Origin of the sequence: Polaribacter dokdonensis, assembly GCF_024362345.1 — a bacterium.
In the GTDB taxonomy this organism is placed as follows: domain Bacteria; phylum Bacteroidota; class Bacteroidia; order Flavobacteriales; family Flavobacteriaceae; genus Polaribacter; species Polaribacter dokdonensis.
Window position 1 is genome coordinate 2,310,380 of the sequence record NZ_CP101505.1, and the last position, 22,393, is coordinate 2,332,772.

The following is a 22,393-nucleotide window of genomic DNA, read 5'->3' on the forward strand; positions in this document are numbered from 1 at the left end:
TTCTTCTTTAAAAATAAAAAACCTCTCATATTGAGAGGTTTTTTTATTCTTTAATAAAACGCATCGATTTTTTCAATTTATCAGCTTTAAAGTTAATTAAGTAAACTCCCTTGCTTAAATTGTTTACGGGAATTCTAGTTTTGTTGGTGTTTTTTGAAAAGTTTATTTTTTTTAATAAGCTTCCTTTTAAATCATAAATTTCAATAATATTAAAAGGTTTATTACTGTCAACGTTTATAAAATCTGTTGTTGGTTTTGGAAACAACTTTATGCTAGCATTAAAATAGTATTCATCAATTTTTGCAGGGGATTCAATTATTGTTTTAGCTGTGTTGGTTACAATTTCTGGATTATAATCAAAATAAATTTCAGCAAAATTTTCAAGAGTATCTCCTACATTTAGATTTGGTAACGTTTTAATTTTAAAAGCAACATATCCATCATTATTTTCATCGTAAAAAGGTAAATTTATACCTTCAAAAATAAATTCAACTTTATTTATATTTTGTATTCTTGTTTTTAAGGCATGGCTATAATCATAAACATCTAAAGTAGCAATGTCAAATTTTTCAGTATCAATAACATCTTTAACTACTACATTAATAGCACTTGCTGTGCCTAAATTTTCGAAACGAATTAAGTAATGTATATATTCGCCAATAATTTCTGGTGTTGCAAAATCGCCTTGTAAACAAGTCTTATCATTTGGGTCGTATGAATTTACAACCTCCTGATTTAAGTTAAATAAATTATTAATTTCTACTTCTTCATTTTCTGTTGGGTTTATTGCAGCTTGATACGTTAGAATATCTCCACTGTTTAACGAAGGTGTTTCTGTTGGAGAATTTAAATTCATTGTAAAAAGAATTTCTCTTTTTTCTGTAGGTTCTAAATCTTGATAGTCCCAATTCAATTGCCCTATGTTTTGCGAAGTCATGCTCATGTTCGATGAAACAAAATCGAGCACGTTATCATTATAGGTAAGGTTAATATTTCCTGAAATTGGTGTAGTCCCAACATTTTTGTAGATTATTTTATAGTCTGCATCAAAACCTGGTCTTGCTTCATCAATAGGTATTATGTTAATTTCTACATCATTAAAATCTCCTTTAGAATTAATACAAATATTTTGCACATGAGGAGATGTAGTATCTGGAAAATTAACAGTGAATGAATCTATAGAAGATGAATAATAGTTAGGATTAAGTAATTGCGGTTCAACTGTGTATTCTCCTTCTGGCAAGTGAACTTCATAAGTGCCATCTGCATTAACAGAATAAAAATCACTATCTCCAGTTTTGTAAGTGATTTTTAATTTTAAATCACTAAAATTTATACTGTTTGTATCACAACTATTGCCAATATTATTTATTTTAACATTACCTTTTAAGGTATAATATTCTCCACCAGGAGTAAAACTACAGTAAGGATTAACTGTTATACCTGAACTTTTAAACATGCTAATTTCTCTTGAGAAATTGTCTGTACAGACATATTTTAAAGTTTGTTCTCTTCCATCATAATTCCACCATCCTAATTTACTATATGTTTGGCCATAGTTATTCTGTTCAACCTCCTGAAATCCATTTTTTATGAATAATGTTTCTAAAAGATTATTATGTATTTCTGTAAATCGTAAATTGTAATTTTTTGATAAATCTAATGTTTTCAATAGGTTATCAGTACAATAAAATAGAACGACTTCTTTTAGTTCGCTTACATTTAATTCTGTTAATTTATTAACACTACAATTTAAATAAGATACTTCTTTCGAGTTAGATAAATCTATTGTAGAAATTTCATTATTATTAACCAATAAAACAGCAAGTTTAGGATTTTGAGTAAGATCTATCTGTGTTAAGTTATTATAGGAAGTATCTAAACGTTCTAGACTGCCTAACCCAGTCAAGTTTATTTCAGTAATCTTATTTGATTTAAAGTTTAAGTTTGATATTTGTTTTGAATTAGATAAATCTAATGTAGAAATTTGATTGTTATTAATATATAAAACAGCAAGTTTAGGATTTTGAGTCAAATCTATTTCTGTCAAATTATTACTACTAAGAATTAATTCATTTAGATTAGGCATATTACTAACATCAAAGTCGGTAAGATTTGCACCAGAATAATTTAATTTTGTTAGACCTATAACATTTGGTATTTCTATTATAGTATCAAAGTTATTATAACCAATATCTAATATTTCTATATCTACTAAATTTGAAATCTCTAATTTCTCAAGATTGTTAAAATTACAATTAAGACTAATAATTTTAGAGTTGTTTGTTAAGTCTAATTCTATAAGTTCGTTATTTGAACAACCTAGTATCTCCAAATTTGTAAGATTAGTTAAATCTAATTCTATAAGTTCGTTAAGTGAACAATCTAGTATTTCTAAATTTGTAAGATTAGTTAAATCTAAATGAGTTAGTTTGTTTTCGCTACAATAAAGTGTTTTTAAATTATAACTTTCTGGCAATTTCAGTTCTTTCAGTTCACTGGCATAATTAGTATCCAAATATTCCAAATTTACTAATTCAGTAAGGTCTAAACTTTCAATATAATTTGAGTGAATGATTAATTTTGTAAGATTTTTAAAGAAAGAAATACCTACTAAACTTGTAATATCTTTGAAATAAAAATCTAGTTCTGTTATTGCTATTGCCTCAGAAACTTCTATCTCTCCATCATTATTGGTGTCTACACCAATATCTAGTAACGCAGTTTTAAAATTTGCATCTGGTATATCTATTACTTGACTTTGTATAGTAATAGAAAAAAATGCTATTAATAAAGGGAGTATCTTTTTCATAAGTAAATATAAAAATTATTTTTTACTCAAAAATAGAACTTTGGAATAATGCAGATGCTTATGAAAATAAAGTATACATGTTACCAAAACACTTAGATGAAAAAGTAGCAAAATTACACTTAGCTAAAATTGGTGTTGAGTTAACAGAATTAAGCAAAGATCAAGCAGATTATATTGGTGTTACTCAAGAAGGGCCATATAAACCTGAACATTACAGATACTAGTCTACATATAATACTAGGAAATTAATAAAATTAAGGTTCTTTCAAGAAATTGAGAGAACCTTTTTTATTTAATGAGCTGACATTGAATGGATAGTAATTTTATTTAAATTTAATCTAAATAAACTTTGTAATTTACTTTTCTGTGATTATTTTCGCACTCTATTTATAATGATTCTAAATGAACGGATTTATAAAGAATTAAAATTTTGATGAAATCCGATAATAATAAAGAGTATTATCACATGAGTAAAAAGAAATACAGTATAAAGAAATTTATAAACGATGTTCATCTTTGGTTAGGTTTAGCAAGTGGAATTATTTTGTTTCTAGTATGTTTAAGTGGAACAGTTTTAGCTTTTGAGCATGAGATTAAAGATGCTTTTTCAGCAAAGTTTCAGATTCAGAAAAAAAATCAGAAATTAGATGTAGATGATTTAGTATCTGTGTTAACAGAAAATAATCAGGGAGTAGTTTCAAGTGTAAAAATACCTGCTGATGATTTAAAACCTTATAGTTTTCGAGTTAAAAAAGATCCTAAACAAAGAAGAGGTTTTACAGTTTTAGTAAATCCTTATACAGCAGAAATTAAAAAAGTAGAAAAATCTAGCGCAGATGCTTTTTTAACTACTATGTTTAGATTACACAGATGGTTGTTGTTAGATACCAAAATAGGCAGGCCTATTGTTGGTGTAGCTACTATTATCTTCTTCTTTTTGGCAATTTCTGGTATTGTTTTATGGTTTCCTAAAAAGCTAAAGTGGAAAAACGTAAAACAAGGTTTAAAAATTAAAACCAAAGCAAAATGGAAAAGAGTTAATTACGATTTACACAATACTCTAGGTTTTTATGCAAGTATATTTTTAATTATAATGTGTATTACAGGTTTGTGTTGGTCATTTACAAGCTACAGAACTGGTTTGGGTAATTTAATTGGCGCTAAAATATTTAATAGAAGTGCACCAAAGTTTAATGCAAAGAATCTTAAAGAAAGTAAAATTATAACATATACTCAAGCTTTGTCAATTGCAAACAAAACTTTAAACTATGAAGGTGATGTTTCTATAGGTTTCCCAACAAAAAAGAATAATTATTTTAGCATTAGTAAAACAAACAAAAATAATTGGTCTCCTGTAACTTCAGATAGATTATACTTAAGTCTTTCTGGTGATATTTTAGAAGTACAATACTTTAAAGACAAACCATTAAACGTACAATTTGCATCGCTTATTAAACCAATTCATACAGGAGAAATTTTCGGAACTTTTTCTAAAATAATTTACTTTTTAGCCTGTTTAATTGCCACAAGTTTACCAGTTACAGGTACTATTATTTGGCTGAATAAATTAAAGAAAAAGAAGAAGAAAAAACGAGTATAGGTTGTGGTTCATTAGAAAAAGTATTTTGCAAAATCTTTTTACTATTTTGCAGCTACTTAAGAAAACTACATGAAAATTACACAAAAAATAGGTTTATTTCTAGGGCCTATTTTGTTTTTGCTACTGCAAATTTTGCCAATAACTATGGTTTCAGCCAAAGCAGATGCTGTTATTGCAGTTGCAATTTGGATGGTTATTTGGTGGATTACAGAGAGTGTTCATATTGCAGTAACAGCCTTACTACCTTTAATTCTTTTCCCCTTGCTAAAAGTAATGCCAATTGCAGATGTTGGCGCCAATTATGGTAGTCCAATAATATTTCTATTTTTTGGAGGTTTTGTTTTGGCTTTGGCTTTAGAGAAAGTTAATCTACATAAACGAATTGCACTGAACATTGTAAAATTAACAGGTACAACATCAGAAAAAGTAGTGTTGGGTTTTATGCTAGCAACTGCATTTATGAGTATGTGGATTAGTAATACAGCATCTACTGTAGTAATGTTACCCATAGCAATTTCTGTAATTCGTTTATTAATAAATGATGAAGATGGTTTTACCAAAGGCGATAAAAACTTTGCTTTAAGTATTATGCTTGGTATTGCATTTGCTGCAAATGCAGGTGGCATTGCCACTGTTATTGGTACTCCTCCAAATTCGGTTTTAATTGGGTTGTTAGAAAATCAGTACAACATTCAAATTTCATTTATAAGATGGATGAGTTTTGGCTTACCCTTTTCTATAATTATGATAGCTGCTGTGTATGTTGTTTTGGTAAAATGGATGTTTCCCTGTAAAGAAATCAAGTTTACAGCATCAGCCAATGTTATTGATGATGAAATTAAAAAATTAGGTAAAATTTCATCCGAAGAAAAAAGAGTGCTAACCATATTTGGAATAACCGTTTTTCTATGGATTACAAGAACAATTATCAATGCAATATTTCCTGAATTAAAACTATCAGATACCATTATTAGTTTAATAGCAGCTGTTGCTTTATTCGCAATTCCTATGAACTTTAAAAGAGGTAATTTTGTTTTAGAATGGAATGATACCAGCAAATTAGCTTGGGGAATTCTATTACTTTTTGGAGGTGGTTTAGCATTAGCAAAAGGTATGGCTGCTAGTGGTTTAGTAGCTGTTATTACAGATGCAATTGCAGCTGGTAATTTTAATATTTTACTAACAGCCTCTCTTTTAATACTACTAATGCTGTTTATGACAGAACTTATGAGTAATGTAGCTCTTGTTGCAGTTTTAGCGCCTGTGGTTGCTGGTATTGCAATAGGTTTAAATATACCAATGTTAAATTTATTAATACCTGTAACAATGGCTAGTAGTTGTGCATTTATGTTACCAATGGCTACACCACCAAATGCAATTGTATTTGCAAGTGGTTATGTTAAAGTAAAGCAAATGGTAAAAGCAGGAGTTGTACTAAACACAATTGCTGTATTGTTACTCATATTTTACTATCAGTTTATAATTCCTTTATTCTTTTAAAAAACCAGTGCTATGTTGTGCTAATTGATAACTTTTTACTTAAGAATTACTTTTATATAAAAAGTATTAAATCCATTTACATATCTCATTACTTGCATACTACAAAATAAATATTATATTTGGTAAACCAAACTGGTCAACCAATTTATTTTATTTATGAAACAGTTCTTTAAAATCTTCATTATATTTTTAGTGATTACTTCTTGTGATGAGAAAAAATCTAATATTATAGTTAGTTCAACTTCAGAATTAACAGATGCACTTAGCAAAGCTGTAAAAGGTGATAATATTGTTCTTAAAAACGGAACATATAAAGACGTAAACATAAAGTTTGTTGGAGAAGGAACAGAAGATGCCCCTATAACTTTAAGTGCAGAAACTGCAGGAGAAGTTTTTATAGAAGGAGAATCTAGCCTGGAATTAAGTGGAAATTATTTGCAAGTAAGTGGTTTGTTTTTTAGAAATGGACATTCACCAAAAAAGAATGTAATCGCTTTCAGAACGAGTCCTAAAGATGTTGCAAATCATAGCTCAGTTACAAACTGTGTAATTCTAGATTTTAATAATTTAGAAAGAGACAAAGACAATCTTTGGGTTCAATTTTATGGTAAACACAATGAGTTAAGCAATTGTTATTTAGCAGGTAAAACCAATGGAGGACCAACTGTTAGAGTAGATTTAAAAGGAAATCAAAGTATAAGAAACTATCATAAAATAGTAAATAATCATTTTGGACCAAGACCTAGAAAAGGTGGTGCAAGAGGAGAAACTATTCAGTTAGGTAGTAGTTTTACATCAATGTCACCTAGTAATACAACCATTGCAAATAATCTGTTTGAAGAATGTAATGGAGAGGTTGAAATTATATCAAGCAAGACCAACTTTAATATCATTAAAAATAATGTGTTCTATAAAAGTGAAGGTTCTGTAGTTACAAGACATGGAAATTATGTGTCTGTAGATGGTAATTATTTTATTGGTGATGGAGAAAATGAAAATTATGGAGGAATTCGAATTATAAACACAGGTCATTGGGTAACCAACAACCTTTTCTACAAGATTAAAGGAAAGAATTTTAGAAGTCCGATTGCAATAATGAACGGAATTCCAAAATCTCCTTTAAACAGATACAACCAAGTAACAGACGTAGTTGTTGCTTATAATACATTTGTAGATTCAGATTCACCTTTTCAATTTGGAGTTGGTACTAACATTGCACAAGCAGCTGTGCTGCCAAAATCTGAAATTAGATCTGCAAGACCTTTAAGAACAGAGGTTGTAAATAATATAATTTACAATTCAGAAGGAGATGCAAACCCTATTATAGAGCATGACAAAGCAGATGGTGTTACATTTAAAAGTAATGTAATAGACAATAATGGAGTAGCCATTGAAAATGATAAAGGCTTATTGGTTAAAGATTTAACAGTAACAGATATTGGTAGCAATTTAGTTGTACCTGTAAATGGGTTTAGTGATGTTGAACCATATAATGGTTTCGATTTTGATGTAATTACAGAAGATTTATTGGGAAAATCTAGAAAGAATAACAATCAAATTGGAGCGATTTTGAGTGATGAAAACATCAATCTAAACTTATTAGATAAAACAAAATATGGAGCAGATTGGTTTTCTAACGAAGTTGAAGCTAAAGAAGCAACTACACACACTGTAGCTAGCGCTTCTGAACTTATAGAGAAATTAAATGCTGCAGAAAGTGGAGATATTATCGATCTAAAAGCAGGTAATTATCAATTAACAAATTCTCTTGTTGTCGATAAAACTATAACTATTCAATCTTCAGAAGAGGTTACCTTAATTTATAATGGAGCTGCAAACTCAGCTGCTTTTTTATTACAACCTTATGGAAAATTATTAGTAAAAAACATTAAGCTAAAAGGTGCAAACACACAACATGCTTTTGCGACTTTAAAACAAAACATGTCTAACCATTTTGGATTAGAGGTTGTAGATTCTGAAATCAGTAATTTCAACTATGCCTTAAAGGTTTACAAACAAGCATTTTCAGAAGAAATTACATTTACAAATACAACAATTTCAAATTGTGAAAATGGTTTAGAATTATCTGAAGAAACCAATGATAGAGGAGATTACAATACAGAATATTTAACCGTAGATAATTGTACGTTTAACAATGTAAAACAAAATGTAATCGATTATTATAGAGGTGGTTATGATGAATCTACAATTGGGGGTAATTTACTAGTACAAAACTCAACTTTCACAAATTGTGGAGCATCAGAAAAGAACAGAATTTTATTAAACACAAGAGGTATTATTAATGTTTCTATAAAAGACAATGTATTTCAAAATAATAAGGTAAAACTAATTGCTTTGTTATGGGGTGCAAAAAACAACTCGCATTCAAACAATACAATTTCGAATTCTGGTATCATTAAAACAGAAGAGAACTTGAAACAAACTTTAATGTATTAATAGTAAATTCTAAAAAGGATGAAAAGATTACTCATACTTTCGCTTATAATTTTAATGGTTACTGCTTGTAAAAAAGATCAAGCAAAATCAGAAAATAAAGTTTCAGAAAAAGAAACTGCAATTAAATATCCAAATGATGTAATTCCGTTTATGGACAAATGGAAAATTCTTTTAGGAGATGGAACTCGTTCAGATAGTTTAGTAAAGTTTCAAAAAGATAATTTCTTTTATGTACAAACAGATGATGTTGCAGATTGGGTGGTTTATAAAACACCAAATTCGGGTATAACTTCTAGAACATCTAGTAATACTAGAACAGAATTGGGTGAAAAACGTCATTGGATTCCAGAAGAAGGAGGTAAATTAACAGGTACTTTAAAAGTAATGCACGTTTCTACTACTGGAGATGCAAATGCAGCCTCTTCTTATTCAGTAGTTATTGGTCAAATTCATAGTGATGAAGGTCATGAAAATGAACCGTTAAAAATCTATTACAAGAAATTTCCAGGGCATACTAAAGGCTCTGTTTTTTGGAACTATGAAATAAACACAGAAGGAGATAACATTGGTAGATTTGATTACTCAACTGCAGTTTGGGGTCATGATTTTTCTGTGGTTGGTAAAAACCCTACAGATTTTCCTCTAGAACCAGAAAATGGAATTGAACTTGGAGAAGAATTTAGCTATGAAGTTAATGTTCATGAAGGCATTATGTATTTAACTTTTACAAGCGAAAATCATGAAACTGTAAAGTTTGTAAAGAGTTTAGTAAAGTCAGAATTTACAACAAGAGCACAAGTTCCAGATCAAGTAAAAAGGGTTTATGCCAATAGAGAAAAAGGTGGTGGTGTAGAACGTGAAATAGCCTATGCAGGAGAAATAAATTACTTTAAACAAGGAGCTTACAATCAAGCTAATGCTAAAAGCACCAATTCAGAAGTTTATGGTGGAGATATCAATAAACAATATGAAAATGGTAGTTATGCAGAGGTTTGGTTTAAAGAAGCAACTGTTGGTAAAAGCACCAAACCTTTAGAGTAGAATAGGTGAATAAAGTCTACTATATAATGGGTGTTTCTGGTTCAGGTAAAAGCACCATTGGTAAATTACTAGCTCAAGATTTAGACATTCCTTTTTTTGATGGTGATGATTTTCATCCACAGCAGAATATTCAGAAAATGTCTGAAGGAAAACCTTTAACAGATGTTGATAGGCAAGGTTGGTTAGAAAGCTTGAATAAGCTAGCAATAGCACAACTAAAAAACAATAGTTGTGTAATTGTCTGTTCTGCTTTAAAGCAAAAATATCGAGATATTTTAAATAATAGTTTGGGTGATAAAACACTTTGGATTCACCTTCAAGGTTCTTTTGATTTAATTCAGAAAAGGGTGCAAAGAAGAGCAGATCATTTTATGCCAACTGCTTTATTACAATCGCAGTTCGATATTTTAGAGAAACCAAAAAACGCAATAGAAATTTCAGTGGATTTATCACCAATTAAAATAATAGAAATTATTAAAAATCAACCTCATGAGTAAATCTGATTTCGGACTTTTTGGTTTAGGAGTTATGGGTAAAAGCCTAAGTAGAAACTTAGCCCAAAAAGGATTTAAAATTTCTTTGTTTAACAGACATGTAGATGAAGTTGAGGTGGACGTTGCTAAAAATTTTAAAGCAGAATACCAAGAGCTAAAGAATGCACTAGCTTTTGATAATGTAGAGGAATTTGTAGCTTCTTTAGCATCACCAAGAAAGATAATGTTAATGGTAAATGCTGGTAAAACAATAGATATTGTAATAGATAATTTATTGCCCTATTTATCAGAGAATGATATTATTATTGATGGGGGAAACTCAAACTACAAGAAAACAAAAGAACGGTTTGATTATTTACAAACTAAAGGAATTCAGTTTATTGGAACAGGTGTTTCAGGTGGTGAAGAAGGTGCTTTAAAAGGGCCATCAATTATGCCAAGTGGAACTAAGGAAGCTTACAATAATGTTTCTCAATTTTTAGAAACTATTGCTGCTAGAGACAAAAATAATTTACCTTGTTGCACATACATAGGTCCAGAAGGAAGTGGACAATTTATAAAAATGGTGCATAATGGAATTGAATATGTAGAGATGCAATTATTGGCAGAAGTAGCTACCATTCTAAAACATAAAGGTAAAAATCCCAATGAAATTGCAGAAACTTTAGATAGTTTTAAAGACGATGCAAATAGCTATTTACTAGAAATTACTGCTGATATTTTTAGAAAAAAAGAAGGTGATTCTTGGTTGGTGAATCTAATATTAGACAAAGCAGGTAACAAGGGTACAGGTAATTGGGCTACAATTACATCAGCAGAATTAGGAGTGCCAAATACATTAATAGCTTCAGCATTATTTTCAAGATATATTTCTTTTTACAAAGAACATAGAGTGCAATTTCACAAAGAGTATATTAAAAAATCGGTTTCAAGATTAAACTTAGCAGACGATGATTTGTTAAAAGCGTATCAATTTGTACGAATTATAAATCATTACCAAGGTTTTAAATTGATACAAGAAGCGTCTGAAAAATTTAATTGGAACCTTAATTTAAGTGAAATTGCAAGAATTTGGACAAATGGGTGCATCATAAGATCATCATTAATGGAAGAATTAGTAAGCATTTTTAAAGAAACGAATACCATTTTAATCCATTCTAAAATTTCTAAAATGATTATTGATTGTAAACCATCAATAAAAAGAGTAGTCTCAGATTGTGTATTAAGTGATGTTACAACACCAGCATTAAGTGAAGCTCTTCAATTTTTTAATGGAATTACTACACAACATTCATCAGCAAATATTATACAAGCACAAAGAGATTATTTTGGTGCACATAAGTATCAAAGAATAGATGATGCTTCAGGTAAATTTTATCATACAAATTGGGTTTAAGAATTTAAAACAATACAAATGTCAACAACCAACACCAAAAAAACACTTTTAAAAAGATTAATTGTAATTGTATTGGGTTTTGGCCCAGGAATTTTTGCTATTGGTTATACTATTGGTACAGGTAGTGTAACCTCGATGATTGTTGCAGGTAGTAAATTTAACATGCAATTGTTATGGGTACTTTTCTTAAGCTGTTTGTTTTCTGGAGTACTAATGTTTGCCTATGGAAATTTTGCTTTAATAACGGGTGAAACTGCGCTTTTTGGTTTTAAAAAACATTTAAAATTCGGGAAACCTTTAGCCATTGCAATTATTATAGGAATTACTTTTGGACAATGGAATTCGCTTATGGGTATTTTAGGAATATCTGCCAATATTATTTTCGAAATTCTGTCACTTAATTTTCCTGATTTAATAGCTTATAAATACGAAACTGTATTAGCAACTGCTATTATAGTTATTGTAGTTTTTTACCTGTTGATGTTGGTGGGTAAGTACACTTTTTTCGAGAAGATTTTAGTCATTTTTGTAAGTTTAATGGGCTTGTCTTTCATCCTATCCTTATTTATGGTACAGCCTTTATCTGCAGATGTTATTAAGGGTTTTATACCTACAATTCCAGACGTTCCAGGAGGTAAAATGTTAGTAGCTGCTTTTGTAGGTACAACAATGGCTGCAGCCACATTTTTATCTAGACCACTATTTGTAAAAGGTAAAGGTTGGACGATTAAGAATCTAAACCAACAAAAGAAAGATTCTATTACAGCAGCTATTTTAATATTTATAATTAGTGGAACAATAATGGCTGTAGCTGCAGGTGCATTATTTTATGAAGGTAAAGAAGTTACTCATGTTTTAGATATGGCAAATACATTAGAGCCTGTTGCTGGTAAATGGGCTATTACAATTTTCTTTTTTGGGGCTTTAAGTGCAGGTTTATCTTCTATTTTTCCATGTTTATTAATTGCGCCATTATTAATTGCAGATTATCAATCAGGTATTTTAGATACAAGTTCTAAACAATTTAGAACTATTACTGCAATAGCATGTTTAGTAGCTTTAATTGGTCCAGCTTTTGGAACAAATCCAATAGAAATACAAATATTATCTCAAGTATTTAATGTATTTGTATTGCCTTTAGTCATCCTAGGTATCATCATTTTACTAAGTAGTAAAAAAGTAATGAAAACCTATAAAACCAACATAGGTGTGTACATAGGTATGTATGCTGCCTTATTTTTCTCACTTGTAATTTCTTATAATGGAATTTTAGCGTTACTCGATTATTTTTAATGATAAAACAAAAATTATGAATTTATATAAAAAACACTCTACTAAAGTAATTATTGGCTTATTAGTTATTGTTCTTGCTACTGTTAGTTGTAAAAAAGCAATAGAGAAAACAAAAGATGTAAACGAATCAAAAACAGTTTACGCAAGTGATGTTATTCCATTTTTTCAACATTGGAAACTTATTTTGGGTGATGGTTCTAATGTTGGTGTTCCAACCAATTTCGAAAATAAAGAGTATTTCTATACGCAAACTGAAGGTGATAATAACTGGGTTGTTTTTAAAGCGCCAAATGGAGGTAACACTCATGGAACATCAAATAACACAAGAACAGAATTAGCGCAGTTAAAAAAGTGGTATCCAAAAACGGCTGATGAAAAAATGACTGCTACTTTAAAAGTAATGAATGTTTCTGCTACTGGAGATGAAACAGTTGCTGCAACACATTCTGTAGTTGTTGGTCAAATTCATAGTGCAGATAAGCATGAGAATGAACCTTTAAAAATTTTCTATAAAATTTATCCTGGTCACACAAAAGGTTCTGTTTTTTGGCATTATGAAATTAATACCAAAGGTGATGATAATTCAGGCAGATGGGATTTTTCAACTGCAGTTTGGGGTCATGACTTTTCAGTAGTTGGTCCCTCAGCAACTGAAGTTCCAGCAGAACCAAAAGACGGAATTGCTTTAGGTGAGGAGTTTACCTACGAAGTTGAAGTAAAAGATGGTATTATGAATTTAACGTTTAAAAGCGATAATCATGAAACAAAAACCTTTTCAAAAAACTTAATCGAATCAGAATACACTACTAAAGCAGAAATTCCTCAACAAACGAAAGAGTTGTTTTTTCCTATAGGTCAAGATGGGGTAGAGCGCAAAAATGCTTATGAAGGTGAAGGATGTTTTTTTAAGCTAGGTGCTTATAATCAAACCAATGGAAAATCACCAGAAGTAAATAGAAATTGGTGTTCAGGAGCAGAAACATTTAATGGTGATGTTACAAAACAATATGAAACAGGCAATTATGTAGAGGTTTGGTTTAAATCTGGAAGTTTAAAGATTAGTGATAATGTAGTTTCTAACGAAGGCTATTTTTCAAAAAATGATAAAGTAAAATAATTTATTAAAAGATATGAATACGAAATTAGCAGGCAAAAATGTACTAATTACAGCAGGTGCACAAGGTATAGGAGAAGCAATAACAAAACATTTTATAGCCCAAGGAGCTAATGTTGCAATACATTATTTTTCTAGTGCAGATACAGCTAATGAATTAGTAGAAATTGCAAAAACTAAAAAAGTAAAAGCAGTTGCTGTAAAAGGCGATTTAACAAAAGATGTAGATGCTAACCATTTAATTGAGGAAACTATAAGTGCTTTAGGTGGTTTAGATATTTTAATAAATAATGCAGGTTCCTTAGTAGCAAGAAGTTTGTTAGAAGATATGCAAACCGATTTTTGGCATAAAGTTATGGATATCAATTTAACCTCTATGATGTTGGTTACAAGAGCTGCAGAACCTTATTTGTCTAAAAATACAAATAGTAGTATTGTAAATTTAGCATCGTTAGCTGGTAGAAAAGGAGGGCATCCTGGTTCTTTAGCTTACGCTACAAGTAAAGGAGCAATTTTAACATTTACAAGAGCGTTAGCAACAGAATATGGTGCAAAAGGCATAAGAGTAAATGCTGTTGCTCCTGGTTTAATTTTAGGAACTTTATTTCATGATACTCACACAACTAAAGAATCTGCAGCAAATACAATTGCAGGTATTCCAATAGAAAGAGCAGGTAATCCAGATGATGTTGCACGTGCAGTTTTATACTTAGCTTCAGAATTCGATGGTTTTATTACAGGAGCAACTTTAGATATTAATGGAGGTGTTTATAATATGTAGAATATGTAAAGTTTTAATCTATTATTAATCAAGTTCTTAATTTAACCAAAATAAATTTTTATAATTCATATTTATTTGTATTTTTGGAAACTAAGTTGGTAAACCAATTTGGTAAACCAATAATTTATTTAAAATAACAAACACTTATCTTATGAAAAAAACATTACTTATAGTTTGCTTTACTTTAATAAGCGCATTATCATTTGGGCAGACCAATTTGGTTTTAAATGGAACATGTGATATACATACAGTTCCTGATAATAAAGATAACGCTGATTCTTGGGATATGACTCCAAACTCAAAAATTATTGATGAATCTGGAGCAGAGATTGATAGTCCTTACAGAGCACTTTGGAATAATTCAGATTTAGCTGATTGGCTTTCAACAGCAACTGGAGATAGTAATGAACAACCAGGTTCTTCTAGTGATGGAAACTGGGATTATTCAGCAGGTGCAGACCAAGGTGTAAAAACTGGTGGAGTTAAAATTAGTTCAGTAGGTCGTCGTTTATATCAATTAGTAGCTGTTGAAGCAGGAAAGGAATACACCTTTTCAATAGAATCTCGTTCTGAGGCTGAGAATGTACCATCGGATGTTTTTATTTTGAACACAGAAATAGCTTCAGAAGACGGTCTTACAGGTTCAAGCGCTACAGTAGATCACTATGTTCAAATTACTAATGATTTTAATTCAAGTAAATCGAATGCAACTACTAACAATTTCACAGTAACAACCTTCGATTTTACTGCATCAACGAATCAAGTTGTAATATATGTAAGAGCTTCTGCAGCAGTAGATAGTTCTAATGAAGTTTTTTATGATAATATAAGTTTAGTTGAAAAGGCTGCATCATCTACAGGTACAGTAGTAACTCCAAGTACCACTACATTTGATTCTGGTTATATGAATGCTTTTAATTTAGATAATTCATTTGCATTTGGATTTGGTTATCCAGTAGCAGACATGAAAACAACACAAACTGCTACATCTGTAACATTACAGCCAAACTTTGCAATATGGACAGGTGAAGATGGCAATGCTTCTTGGTTTGATACAAACCCAAAAACACCAAATAAATATGTTGATGCTAGTTCTTACACAGAAAGTAATACAGCTTATAATGGCGAAGACTTAACTTTTGAAGGTGTTGTTAATGTAGATAATTTAGATGATGCTTATACAGTTACAGCTTTCATAAAAGCATTAGATCCTAATTCTTTTGCAACTGTAGTTAACAAGACTGTTGAATTAACGGCTGCTGGGCAAGAATTTTCTGTTTCAGCTACAGCTGCAGAATTAGCTACAGGTTTAATCGTACAGTATGGTTTTAGCGTTGTTGGACCTCCTGCAGACCCAGCTAATGAAAGTGCTATAGGAAGTATTGTTGTTGGAGAACCTGGTACAGCATCTATAGATGATGTATTTGCATCTAAGGTTACCGTTTATCCTAACCCAGCCAATTCTTTTATAAATATTTCTTCTGCAGAAGCTATTTCAGGAGTAGAAGTTTACAATGTAATTGGTAAAAGAGTTTTACAAGTTACAAATGTTGTTAATAACAGCGTAGATGTATCTAGCTTATCAAAAGGAATGTATATTCTAAAAATAGCAAGTGGAGATTCAATTGCCACTAAAAAGATTATTAAGAACTAGATTTTTAATACATATTAATAATAAGAACTTCATTATGTAAAAATTTTGAGGTTCTTATTTTTATACACTAACACTAAAAATTTACAATGCTAAAAATTGCTAAACTTTTTATACTATCAATACTATTCATCTCTTGCTCTAATAACAAGGATTCTGTAGATGTAACAGATAGTGGAAATCATCCTAATTTAATTTTAACCTCACAAGCAGTGAGCGAAATCAAATCTCAACTAGGAGCTATTCCTATTTTTGATGAAACATTAGCATTAGCAAAAGAAGAGGTAGACGCTGCAATAGAGAAAGGTATAGATGTGCCAATGCCAAAAGATATGGCTGGAGGTTATACCCATACTCAGCATAAATTAAATTATGCAAACATGCAGAAAGCAGGTGTGTTATTTCAACTTTTAGAAGATGAAAAATATGCAATTTTTGTAAGAGATATGTTATTAGAATATGCTAAGATTTTTCCAACTTTTGATACACATCCAGAGCCAAGAAGCTATGCTACAGGTAAGTTTTTTTGGCAATGTTTAAATGATTCTAATTGGTTAGTATACACTAGTCAAGCTTACGATTGTATTTATGATTGGTTACCAAAAGATCAAACAGAATATTTAAATAAAAACTTATTTAGACCTTATGCAGATTTTTTATCTGTAAAAAATCCAAAATATTTTAACAGAGTGCATAACCATTCAACTTGGGGTAATGTTGCTGTAGGTATGATTGGTTTAGTAATGGATGATGAAGAGCTTATCAACAGATCTTTATATGGTTTAGATAAAGGAGATGTTGATTTGAATGAGAAAGATAATGATGGTGGTTTTATTTACGATAAAGAAGGTAAAGCAGGATTTTTGGCAAATGTAGATTCGCCATTTTCACCAGATGGATTTTACACAGAAGGTCCTTATTATCAAAGATATGCAATGTATCCCTTTCTAATATTTGCTGAAGCTTTAGAAAATAAAAAACCAGATTTAAAAATATTTGAGTATAAAGATGGTGTTTTAATAAAAGCTGTTGACGCTCTGTTAAATTTAACAGATGCAGATGGAGAGTTCTTTCCTTTAAATGATGGTCAAAAAGGGATGTCTTATTACACTTCATCTTTAGTCTCTGCAGTAGATATTGCTTATTATTATGGTTCTCAAGATGCTAGATTATTGTCTGTTGCAAAAAATCAGGGAACAGTTCAATTAGATGCAACAGGTTTAAAAGTTGCACAAGATTTAAATGCAAATAAAGAACAACCTTTTGTAAAAGAATCTATGATGTTATCAGATGGTTCTAAAGGAGATGAAGGTGGAATAGGAATTTTACGTTATAATAATCAAGAAGAAACATTAGCTTTAGTATATAAATATGCTGCCCAAGGTTTAAGTCATGGGCATTATGATAAGTTATCATTTTCACTTTACGAAAATGGAGATGAGGTTTTACAAGATTATGGATTATCGCGTTTTGTGAATGTTGAACAAAAAAATGGTGGAGGTTATTTGAAAGAGAATAAAACTTATGCCAAACATACAATAGCTCATAATACTGTTGTTCAAAATGGTGTTTCACATTACAAATATGATTTTGAAACTGGGAGCAAAAACCATCCAGAACAATTTATTTTTGATGCATCAGATAAAAGTTTTCAAATTGTAAGTGCAAAAGAAAAAAATGCATACCCAGGTAGTGAGATGCACAGAACTTTAATTATGATTAAAGATGATGCAATCGAAAAACCATTTATTGTAGATATTTTTAATTTACAGGCTAATGCAAAAAATCAATACGATTTACCTTTTCATTATTTTGGACAAATCATAGCAACTAGTTTTGAGTATTCTGTACCAAAATCATTATCAACATTAGGAGATAAATATGGTTACAATCATATTTGGAAAGAAGGTAATGGCACTGCAAATGCAGAAAGTATTCAATTTACGTGGTTAGATAATAGAAGGTTTTATACGTTAACGTCTGCTACAGATAAAAAGGATGAGATCATTTTAGCCAGAGTTGGTGCTAATGATCCTAAATTTAATTTGCGCAAAGACCCATCAGTTATTATTAGAAAGAACAATACTCAAAACACAACATTTGCTTCTATAATAGAATCTCATGGAACCTACAATCCTGTAAAAGAAGTAGCAGCAAATGCTTATAGTAATTTTTCAAAAATAGAAGTAATTTCTAGTGATGAAGACTACACAGCTATAAAAATAGTATTCAAAAATGGAAGAGAAAAAAATCTAATTTTAGCTAATAAAGATAGCAATCAAACAACAGCACATAATTTTAAATTAGAAGATAAAAACGTAAACTGGAAAGGAGTTTACTATTACAAATAATTAAACAATAATAAAATGAAAAGATTTAGTGACAAGTACATCATAGCCAATAAATTAGAATGGGAAGAACTTGGTGGAGGTGTATCAAGAAAATTCTTAGGTTATGACAATCAAATTATGATGGTTAGTGTAAAGTTCGAAAAGGGTGCTTTAGGTTCACCTCACCAACATTTTCATACACAAGCAACATATTGTGTTTCAGGTAAGTTCGAATTTGAAATTGATGGTGTAAAACAAATTGTAGAAGCAGGAGATGGTGTTTACATAGAACCTAACTTACTGCATAGTGCAATCTGTTTAGAAGAAGGGCAATTGATAGATACTTTTAGCCCAGTAAGAGAAGATTTTTTAACTGGTGATGGACCTTCGTATTTTGGAGATAAGGATAAGTAGATAAAACCAAATCAGTTTATTACAAAAAATATCGTATTGAATTATTTAAACTTCAAATACGATATTTTTTTTGTCTAAAAATTAACAAATTACCATTTAATTAACCTTTTTTTAAGAAATTACTTGGTAAGTCGCAAAAAAAGATATATGTTTGGTAAACCAGTTTGGTAAACCAGTTTTTAAGGTTTGTGTAACTGGAATTTAAAATAAGTTTAGATATTCTGTGAATCAATTCATTAGAATATATTTTAATCCAAATAATTCAATACATTGACTATGAATTTAAAAATTAAATCAGTCTTATTTACATTGCTTTTATGCTGTTCTTTCTTGTATGCGCAAGAAGAAGTTACAGTTAAAGGTACAGTAACTTCAGAAGCTGATGGCGAACCAATTTTTGGAGCTAACATTTTAGTTCTAAATACAAAAAAGGGTACAGGAACCGATTTTGATGGAAAATTTCAAATTAAAGTAAAATCTGGTGAGATTATTCAAATTTCTTATTTAGGTTTTAAAACTGTTACTATTCCTTTTGTTAATCAAAAGCAGTTAAACATTTCTTTATCAGAAGATGCTAGTACTTTAGATGAAATTGTAATTGTAGGTTATGGAGATCAAAGAAAGAAAACCATAACTAGTGCTTTAACTAAGGTAGATGGAGATGATTTACAAAAACAATCTGTAGCCAGAGTAGAAGACGCTTTAAGAGGTAGAGTCGCTGGTTTAAGAATACAAACTGTTGCTTCAGAAGCAGGTGGAGATCCTAAAATTACTTTAAGGGGTCCAGGTTCTGTTACAGGATCATCATCACCATTAATTGTTGTAGATGGTATTGTATTGGGTACAGATCCAGATATTTTAGCAACAATAGATAATAATAACATTGAGTCTTTAAGTGTTTTAAAAGATGCTTCTTCTGTGGCCATTTATGGTTCACGTGGAGCAAATGGAGTTATTTTAGTAACCTTAAAAAAGGGAGTTGTTGGTAAAACATCATTTTCATACAACACGTTTACAGGATATAAGTTTTCTACAAACAACGATAACTTTAATACTACAATTGCTCAAGAAAGAGCTAGGTTAAATGGTTTACAAAGTGAAGTATCTGCTATTTTGCCTACAAGTCCAAATTTTGATAGAATTAATAGTGATTATAACAATGCATATGCAGAGTTAGAAGCTATGGATTTTATTGCTTCTTTAGGTGGAGGTGAAACAAATTGGCAAGATGCAATTTTTACAGGTGGTTTTATTAAAAACCATTCTTTTGCTGCTAGAGGAGGTACAGATTTAACAACATATACCGCTTCTTTGGGAGTGTTAGAAGATCAAGGTATTGCTTTAAAAGATAACTTTAATAAGTACAATATTAGAGTTAAAATTGATAGCAAATCAAAAAACAAAAAAATTAAATACGGAGCTAATGTTCGTGTAAACTATAATGATCAAGAAAGATTACCTTCTAGATTTACAGATCCATTAAGACAATTAGGACATCTGCCTTTATACTTAAATGAAGATCATTTAGATTACGTAACACAGTTTTCTACAGATGTTGGTGTATCTACAGACGCTGGTAAATTATTCGAAAATTTAGGAGTAGGAAGTTATGGTTTCTCTAGAGCTTTTGATCACGTTTTTACAACAGACCCTAACAATCCAAGAGCTATTTTAAGAGATCCTGTTACAGGTTTGCCAATTGCAAGTCCATTAACTTCAGGTGGTTTAACATTATCTACCACTAAAAATGTACATCCATTAGTTCACTTTTTAGAAAGATCTAGAACTAAAAAGAAATTAGCATTAAACGCTTCTTCTTATATCGATTTTAAATTAGCTAAAGGTTTAAACTTTAGACAAACTGTTTCTGGTGTATTCAGACACAATAAAACAACTGCAGACGACTTTTTCTTTGGTCAAGAAAACAGAGATCAGGAATCTTTTAGATTTGAAGGTAGAGATGAATTAAATCAATATGCATTTGAATCTACTTTAAAGTATAAGAGAGAAATTAAGAAACATAACTTTAATGGTATCCTTGGTTTTGAATATACTCAAAGAGATTTCTACAGACAACAATCTGAAGCTGTAGGTTATACTAATGATTTTAATAACAATATTGCCATTGCAGATGGTGGAACTACATTTACAGACAATGGTACAGACAAATTAGTGTCTTACTTTGGTAGAATTGACTATAGTTATGATGATAAGTACTTATTCCAAGTTTCAGCACGTGCAGATGGAAGTACAAGATTTGGATCTGATAACAGATTCGGATTTTTCCCAGCAGCTTCTGTTGGTTGGGTAGTATCTAATGAAAAGTTCTTAGAAAATAACGACTTTATTTCTTTCTTAAAGTTTAGAGCAAGTTATGGTGTATCTGGATCTAACCAAATATCAAATAATGTATATGAATCTTTATATAGATTCGAAGAGTCTTTTAGTACAATTAGTTACAACCAAAATACAGGTGTTAAGGGGATAACTTTAGCAAACCAATCTTTAGGATGGGAAAAACTAATAGAATTTAACCCGGGTATAGATGTAACATTTGCAGGTGGTTTATTTAGCTTAACTGCAGATTATTATATTAGAACAAGTGAAGACTTGTTATTATTTGCGCCAGTTTCTGCAACTTATGGTACAGACAATTGGTTACAAAATTTAGGTGAAGTAGAAAATAAAGGGGTAGAATTAGAATTAACTTCTAGACTTATCACTAGAGAAAACTTTAGATGGACAGCCTCTGGACAATTTTCTTTAAACAGAAATGAAGTAAAGAGTTTAGGTAATAATGAACAAATTATTTCTAGAATCGATCAAGATACTAGACCTACAGAATTTATAGCTAGAGTTGGACAACCAATTACATCTTTCTATGGTTGGGTTTACGATAGAGAAATTCCTTTAGAGTGGGTAGATAATCCTTTTAACAGATTCAATAATGATTTTGCAGATGTTTATGTAAAAGATTTAAATGGAGATGGTATTATTGATGGTGATGATAGAACAGAATTAGGAAGTCCTTATCCAGATTTCGAATGGGGTTTCAATTCAGATTTCGCTTTCTATGATTTTGATCTTTCTTTACAATTACAAGGTTCTCATGGAGCAGAGGTTAGAGTAGCAGATTTAGATCAATTATACTATGCAAGTGAGTCTGCAGTAAACGAAGTTTCTAACTTTCCAGATAGAGATTTAACAGTACACAGAAGATTTACAGATGATCATATTCAAGATGCTTCTTTTATAGCATTAAGAAATTTAACATTAGGATATACTTTTCCTACAGACGTTACTGATAAGCTGAATATTAACAGATTAAGATTATATTTAACTGGTGAAAACTTATTGTTCTTTACTGCTAAAGGTTATGAAGGTTTTAATCCAGAAGCACAAGGTCAAACATCAAATAATGCAAATACACCTTTAACTGCAGGTTATCAAAGAGGAGATGGTCCTATAGTAAGAACAATATCAGCAGGTATTAACTTTCAATTTTAATTA

Annotated in this window: 14 protein-coding genes and 1 pseudogene; 14 read left to right on the forward strand and 1 reads right to left on the reverse strand. The window is 30.3% G+C overall.

Annotation, left to right across the window (positions count from 1 at the left end):
- Positions 1 to 43 precede the first annotated feature (43 nt).
- On the reverse strand, positions 44 to 2,812 hold the full coding sequence (locus LPB302_RS10335; RefSeq protein WP_053973622.1) for a DUF7619 domain-containing protein: 2,769 nt from the start codon (positions 2,810 to 2,812) through the stop codon (positions 44 to 46).
- Positions 2,813 to 2,838: 26 nt separating this feature from the next.
- Between LPB302_RS10335 and LPB302_RS10340 the strand changes: the two are divergent.
- The 14 genes and pseudogenes from LPB302_RS10340 to LPB302_RS10405 all read left to right on the forward strand — a co-directional run.
- Positions 2,839 to 3,036 (forward strand): annotated as a pseudogene (locus LPB302_RS10340) (adenosylhomocysteinase); the annotation flags it as partial.
- 242 nt (positions 3,037 to 3,278) lie between these two features.
- Positions 3,279 to 4,412 (forward strand): PepSY-associated TM helix domain-containing protein, encoded by a 1,134-nt coding sequence (locus LPB302_RS10345; RefSeq protein WP_053973621.1) that lies wholly within the window; start codon positions 3,279 to 3,281, stop codon positions 4,410 to 4,412.
- Between the two features lie 69 nt (positions 4,413 to 4,481).
- The gene (locus LPB302_RS10350) at positions 4,482 to 5,912 is read left to right on the forward strand and encodes an SLC13 family permease (RefSeq protein WP_053973620.1); all 1,431 of its coding nucleotides are present in this window, start codon (positions 4,482 to 4,484) and stop codon (positions 5,910 to 5,912) included.
- A gap of 156 nt (positions 5,913 to 6,068) precedes the next feature.
- Positions 6,069 to 8,369 carry a chondroitinase-B domain-containing protein gene (locus LPB302_RS10355; RefSeq protein WP_053973619.1) on the forward strand — a complete coding sequence of 767 codons (2,301 nt, stop codon included), beginning with the start codon at positions 6,069 to 6,071 and terminating at the stop codon, positions 8,367 to 8,369.
- Between the two features lie 18 nt (positions 8,370 to 8,387).
- Positions 8,388 to 9,410 (forward strand): polysaccharide lyase family 7 protein, encoded by a 1,023-nt coding sequence (locus tag LPB302_RS10360; RefSeq protein ID WP_053973618.1) that lies wholly within the window; start codon positions 8,388 to 8,390, stop codon positions 9,408 to 9,410.
- Positions 9,411 to 9,415: 5 nt separating this feature from the next.
- On the forward strand, positions 9,416 to 9,907 hold the full coding sequence (locus LPB302_RS10365; RefSeq protein ID WP_231658705.1) for a gluconokinase: 492 nt from the start codon (positions 9,416 to 9,418) through the stop codon (positions 9,905 to 9,907).
- Positions 9,900 to 11,300 carry an NADP-dependent phosphogluconate dehydrogenase gene (gene gnd / locus LPB302_RS10370; RefSeq protein ID WP_053973616.1) on the forward strand — a complete coding sequence of 467 codons (1,401 nt, stop codon included), beginning with the start codon at positions 9,900 to 9,902 and terminating at the stop codon, positions 11,298 to 11,300. Before LPB302_RS10365 ends, gnd begins: the two co-directional genes overlap by 8 nt.
- A gap of 18 nt (positions 11,301 to 11,318) precedes the next feature.
- Positions 11,319 to 12,593 (forward strand): Nramp family divalent metal transporter, encoded by a 1,275-nt coding sequence (locus tag LPB302_RS10375; protein WP_053973615.1) that lies wholly within the window; start codon positions 11,319 to 11,321, stop codon positions 12,591 to 12,593.
- Between the two features lie 16 nt (positions 12,594 to 12,609).
- Positions 12,610 to 13,710, forward strand: a complete 1,101-nt coding sequence (locus LPB302_RS10380) for a polysaccharide lyase family 7 protein (RefSeq protein ID WP_053973614.1) — start codon at positions 12,610 to 12,612, stop codon at positions 13,708 to 13,710.
- A gap of 13 nt (positions 13,711 to 13,723) precedes the next feature.
- Positions 13,724 to 14,488 carry an SDR family NAD(P)-dependent oxidoreductase gene (locus tag LPB302_RS10385; RefSeq protein WP_053973613.1) on the forward strand — a complete coding sequence of 255 codons (765 nt, stop codon included), beginning with the start codon at positions 13,724 to 13,726 and terminating at the stop codon, positions 14,486 to 14,488.
- Positions 14,489 to 14,639: 151 nt separating this feature from the next.
- Positions 14,640 to 16,142, forward strand: a complete 1,503-nt coding sequence (locus LPB302_RS10390; protein ID WP_053973612.1) for a T9SS type A sorting domain-containing protein — start codon at positions 14,640 to 14,642, stop codon at positions 16,140 to 16,142.
- Positions 16,143 to 16,228: 86 nt separating this feature from the next.
- Positions 16,229 to 18,490 carry an alginate lyase family protein gene (locus tag LPB302_RS10395; protein WP_053973611.1) on the forward strand — a complete coding sequence of 754 codons (2,262 nt, stop codon included), beginning with the start codon at positions 16,229 to 16,231 and terminating at the stop codon, positions 18,488 to 18,490.
- A gap of 15 nt (positions 18,491 to 18,505) precedes the next feature.
- Positions 18,506 to 18,883: a cupin domain-containing protein gene (locus LPB302_RS10400; RefSeq protein WP_053973610.1), complete on the forward strand. Its 378-nt coding sequence runs from the start codon at positions 18,506 to 18,508 to the stop codon at positions 18,881 to 18,883.
- A gap of 276 nt (positions 18,884 to 19,159) precedes the next feature.
- Positions 19,160 to 22,390, forward strand: coding sequence for a SusC/RagA family TonB-linked outer membrane protein (locus LPB302_RS10405; protein ID WP_053973609.1), 3,231 nt, complete (start codon positions 19,160 to 19,162; stop codon positions 22,388 to 22,390).
- Positions 22,391 to 22,393: the final 3 nt, after the last annotated feature.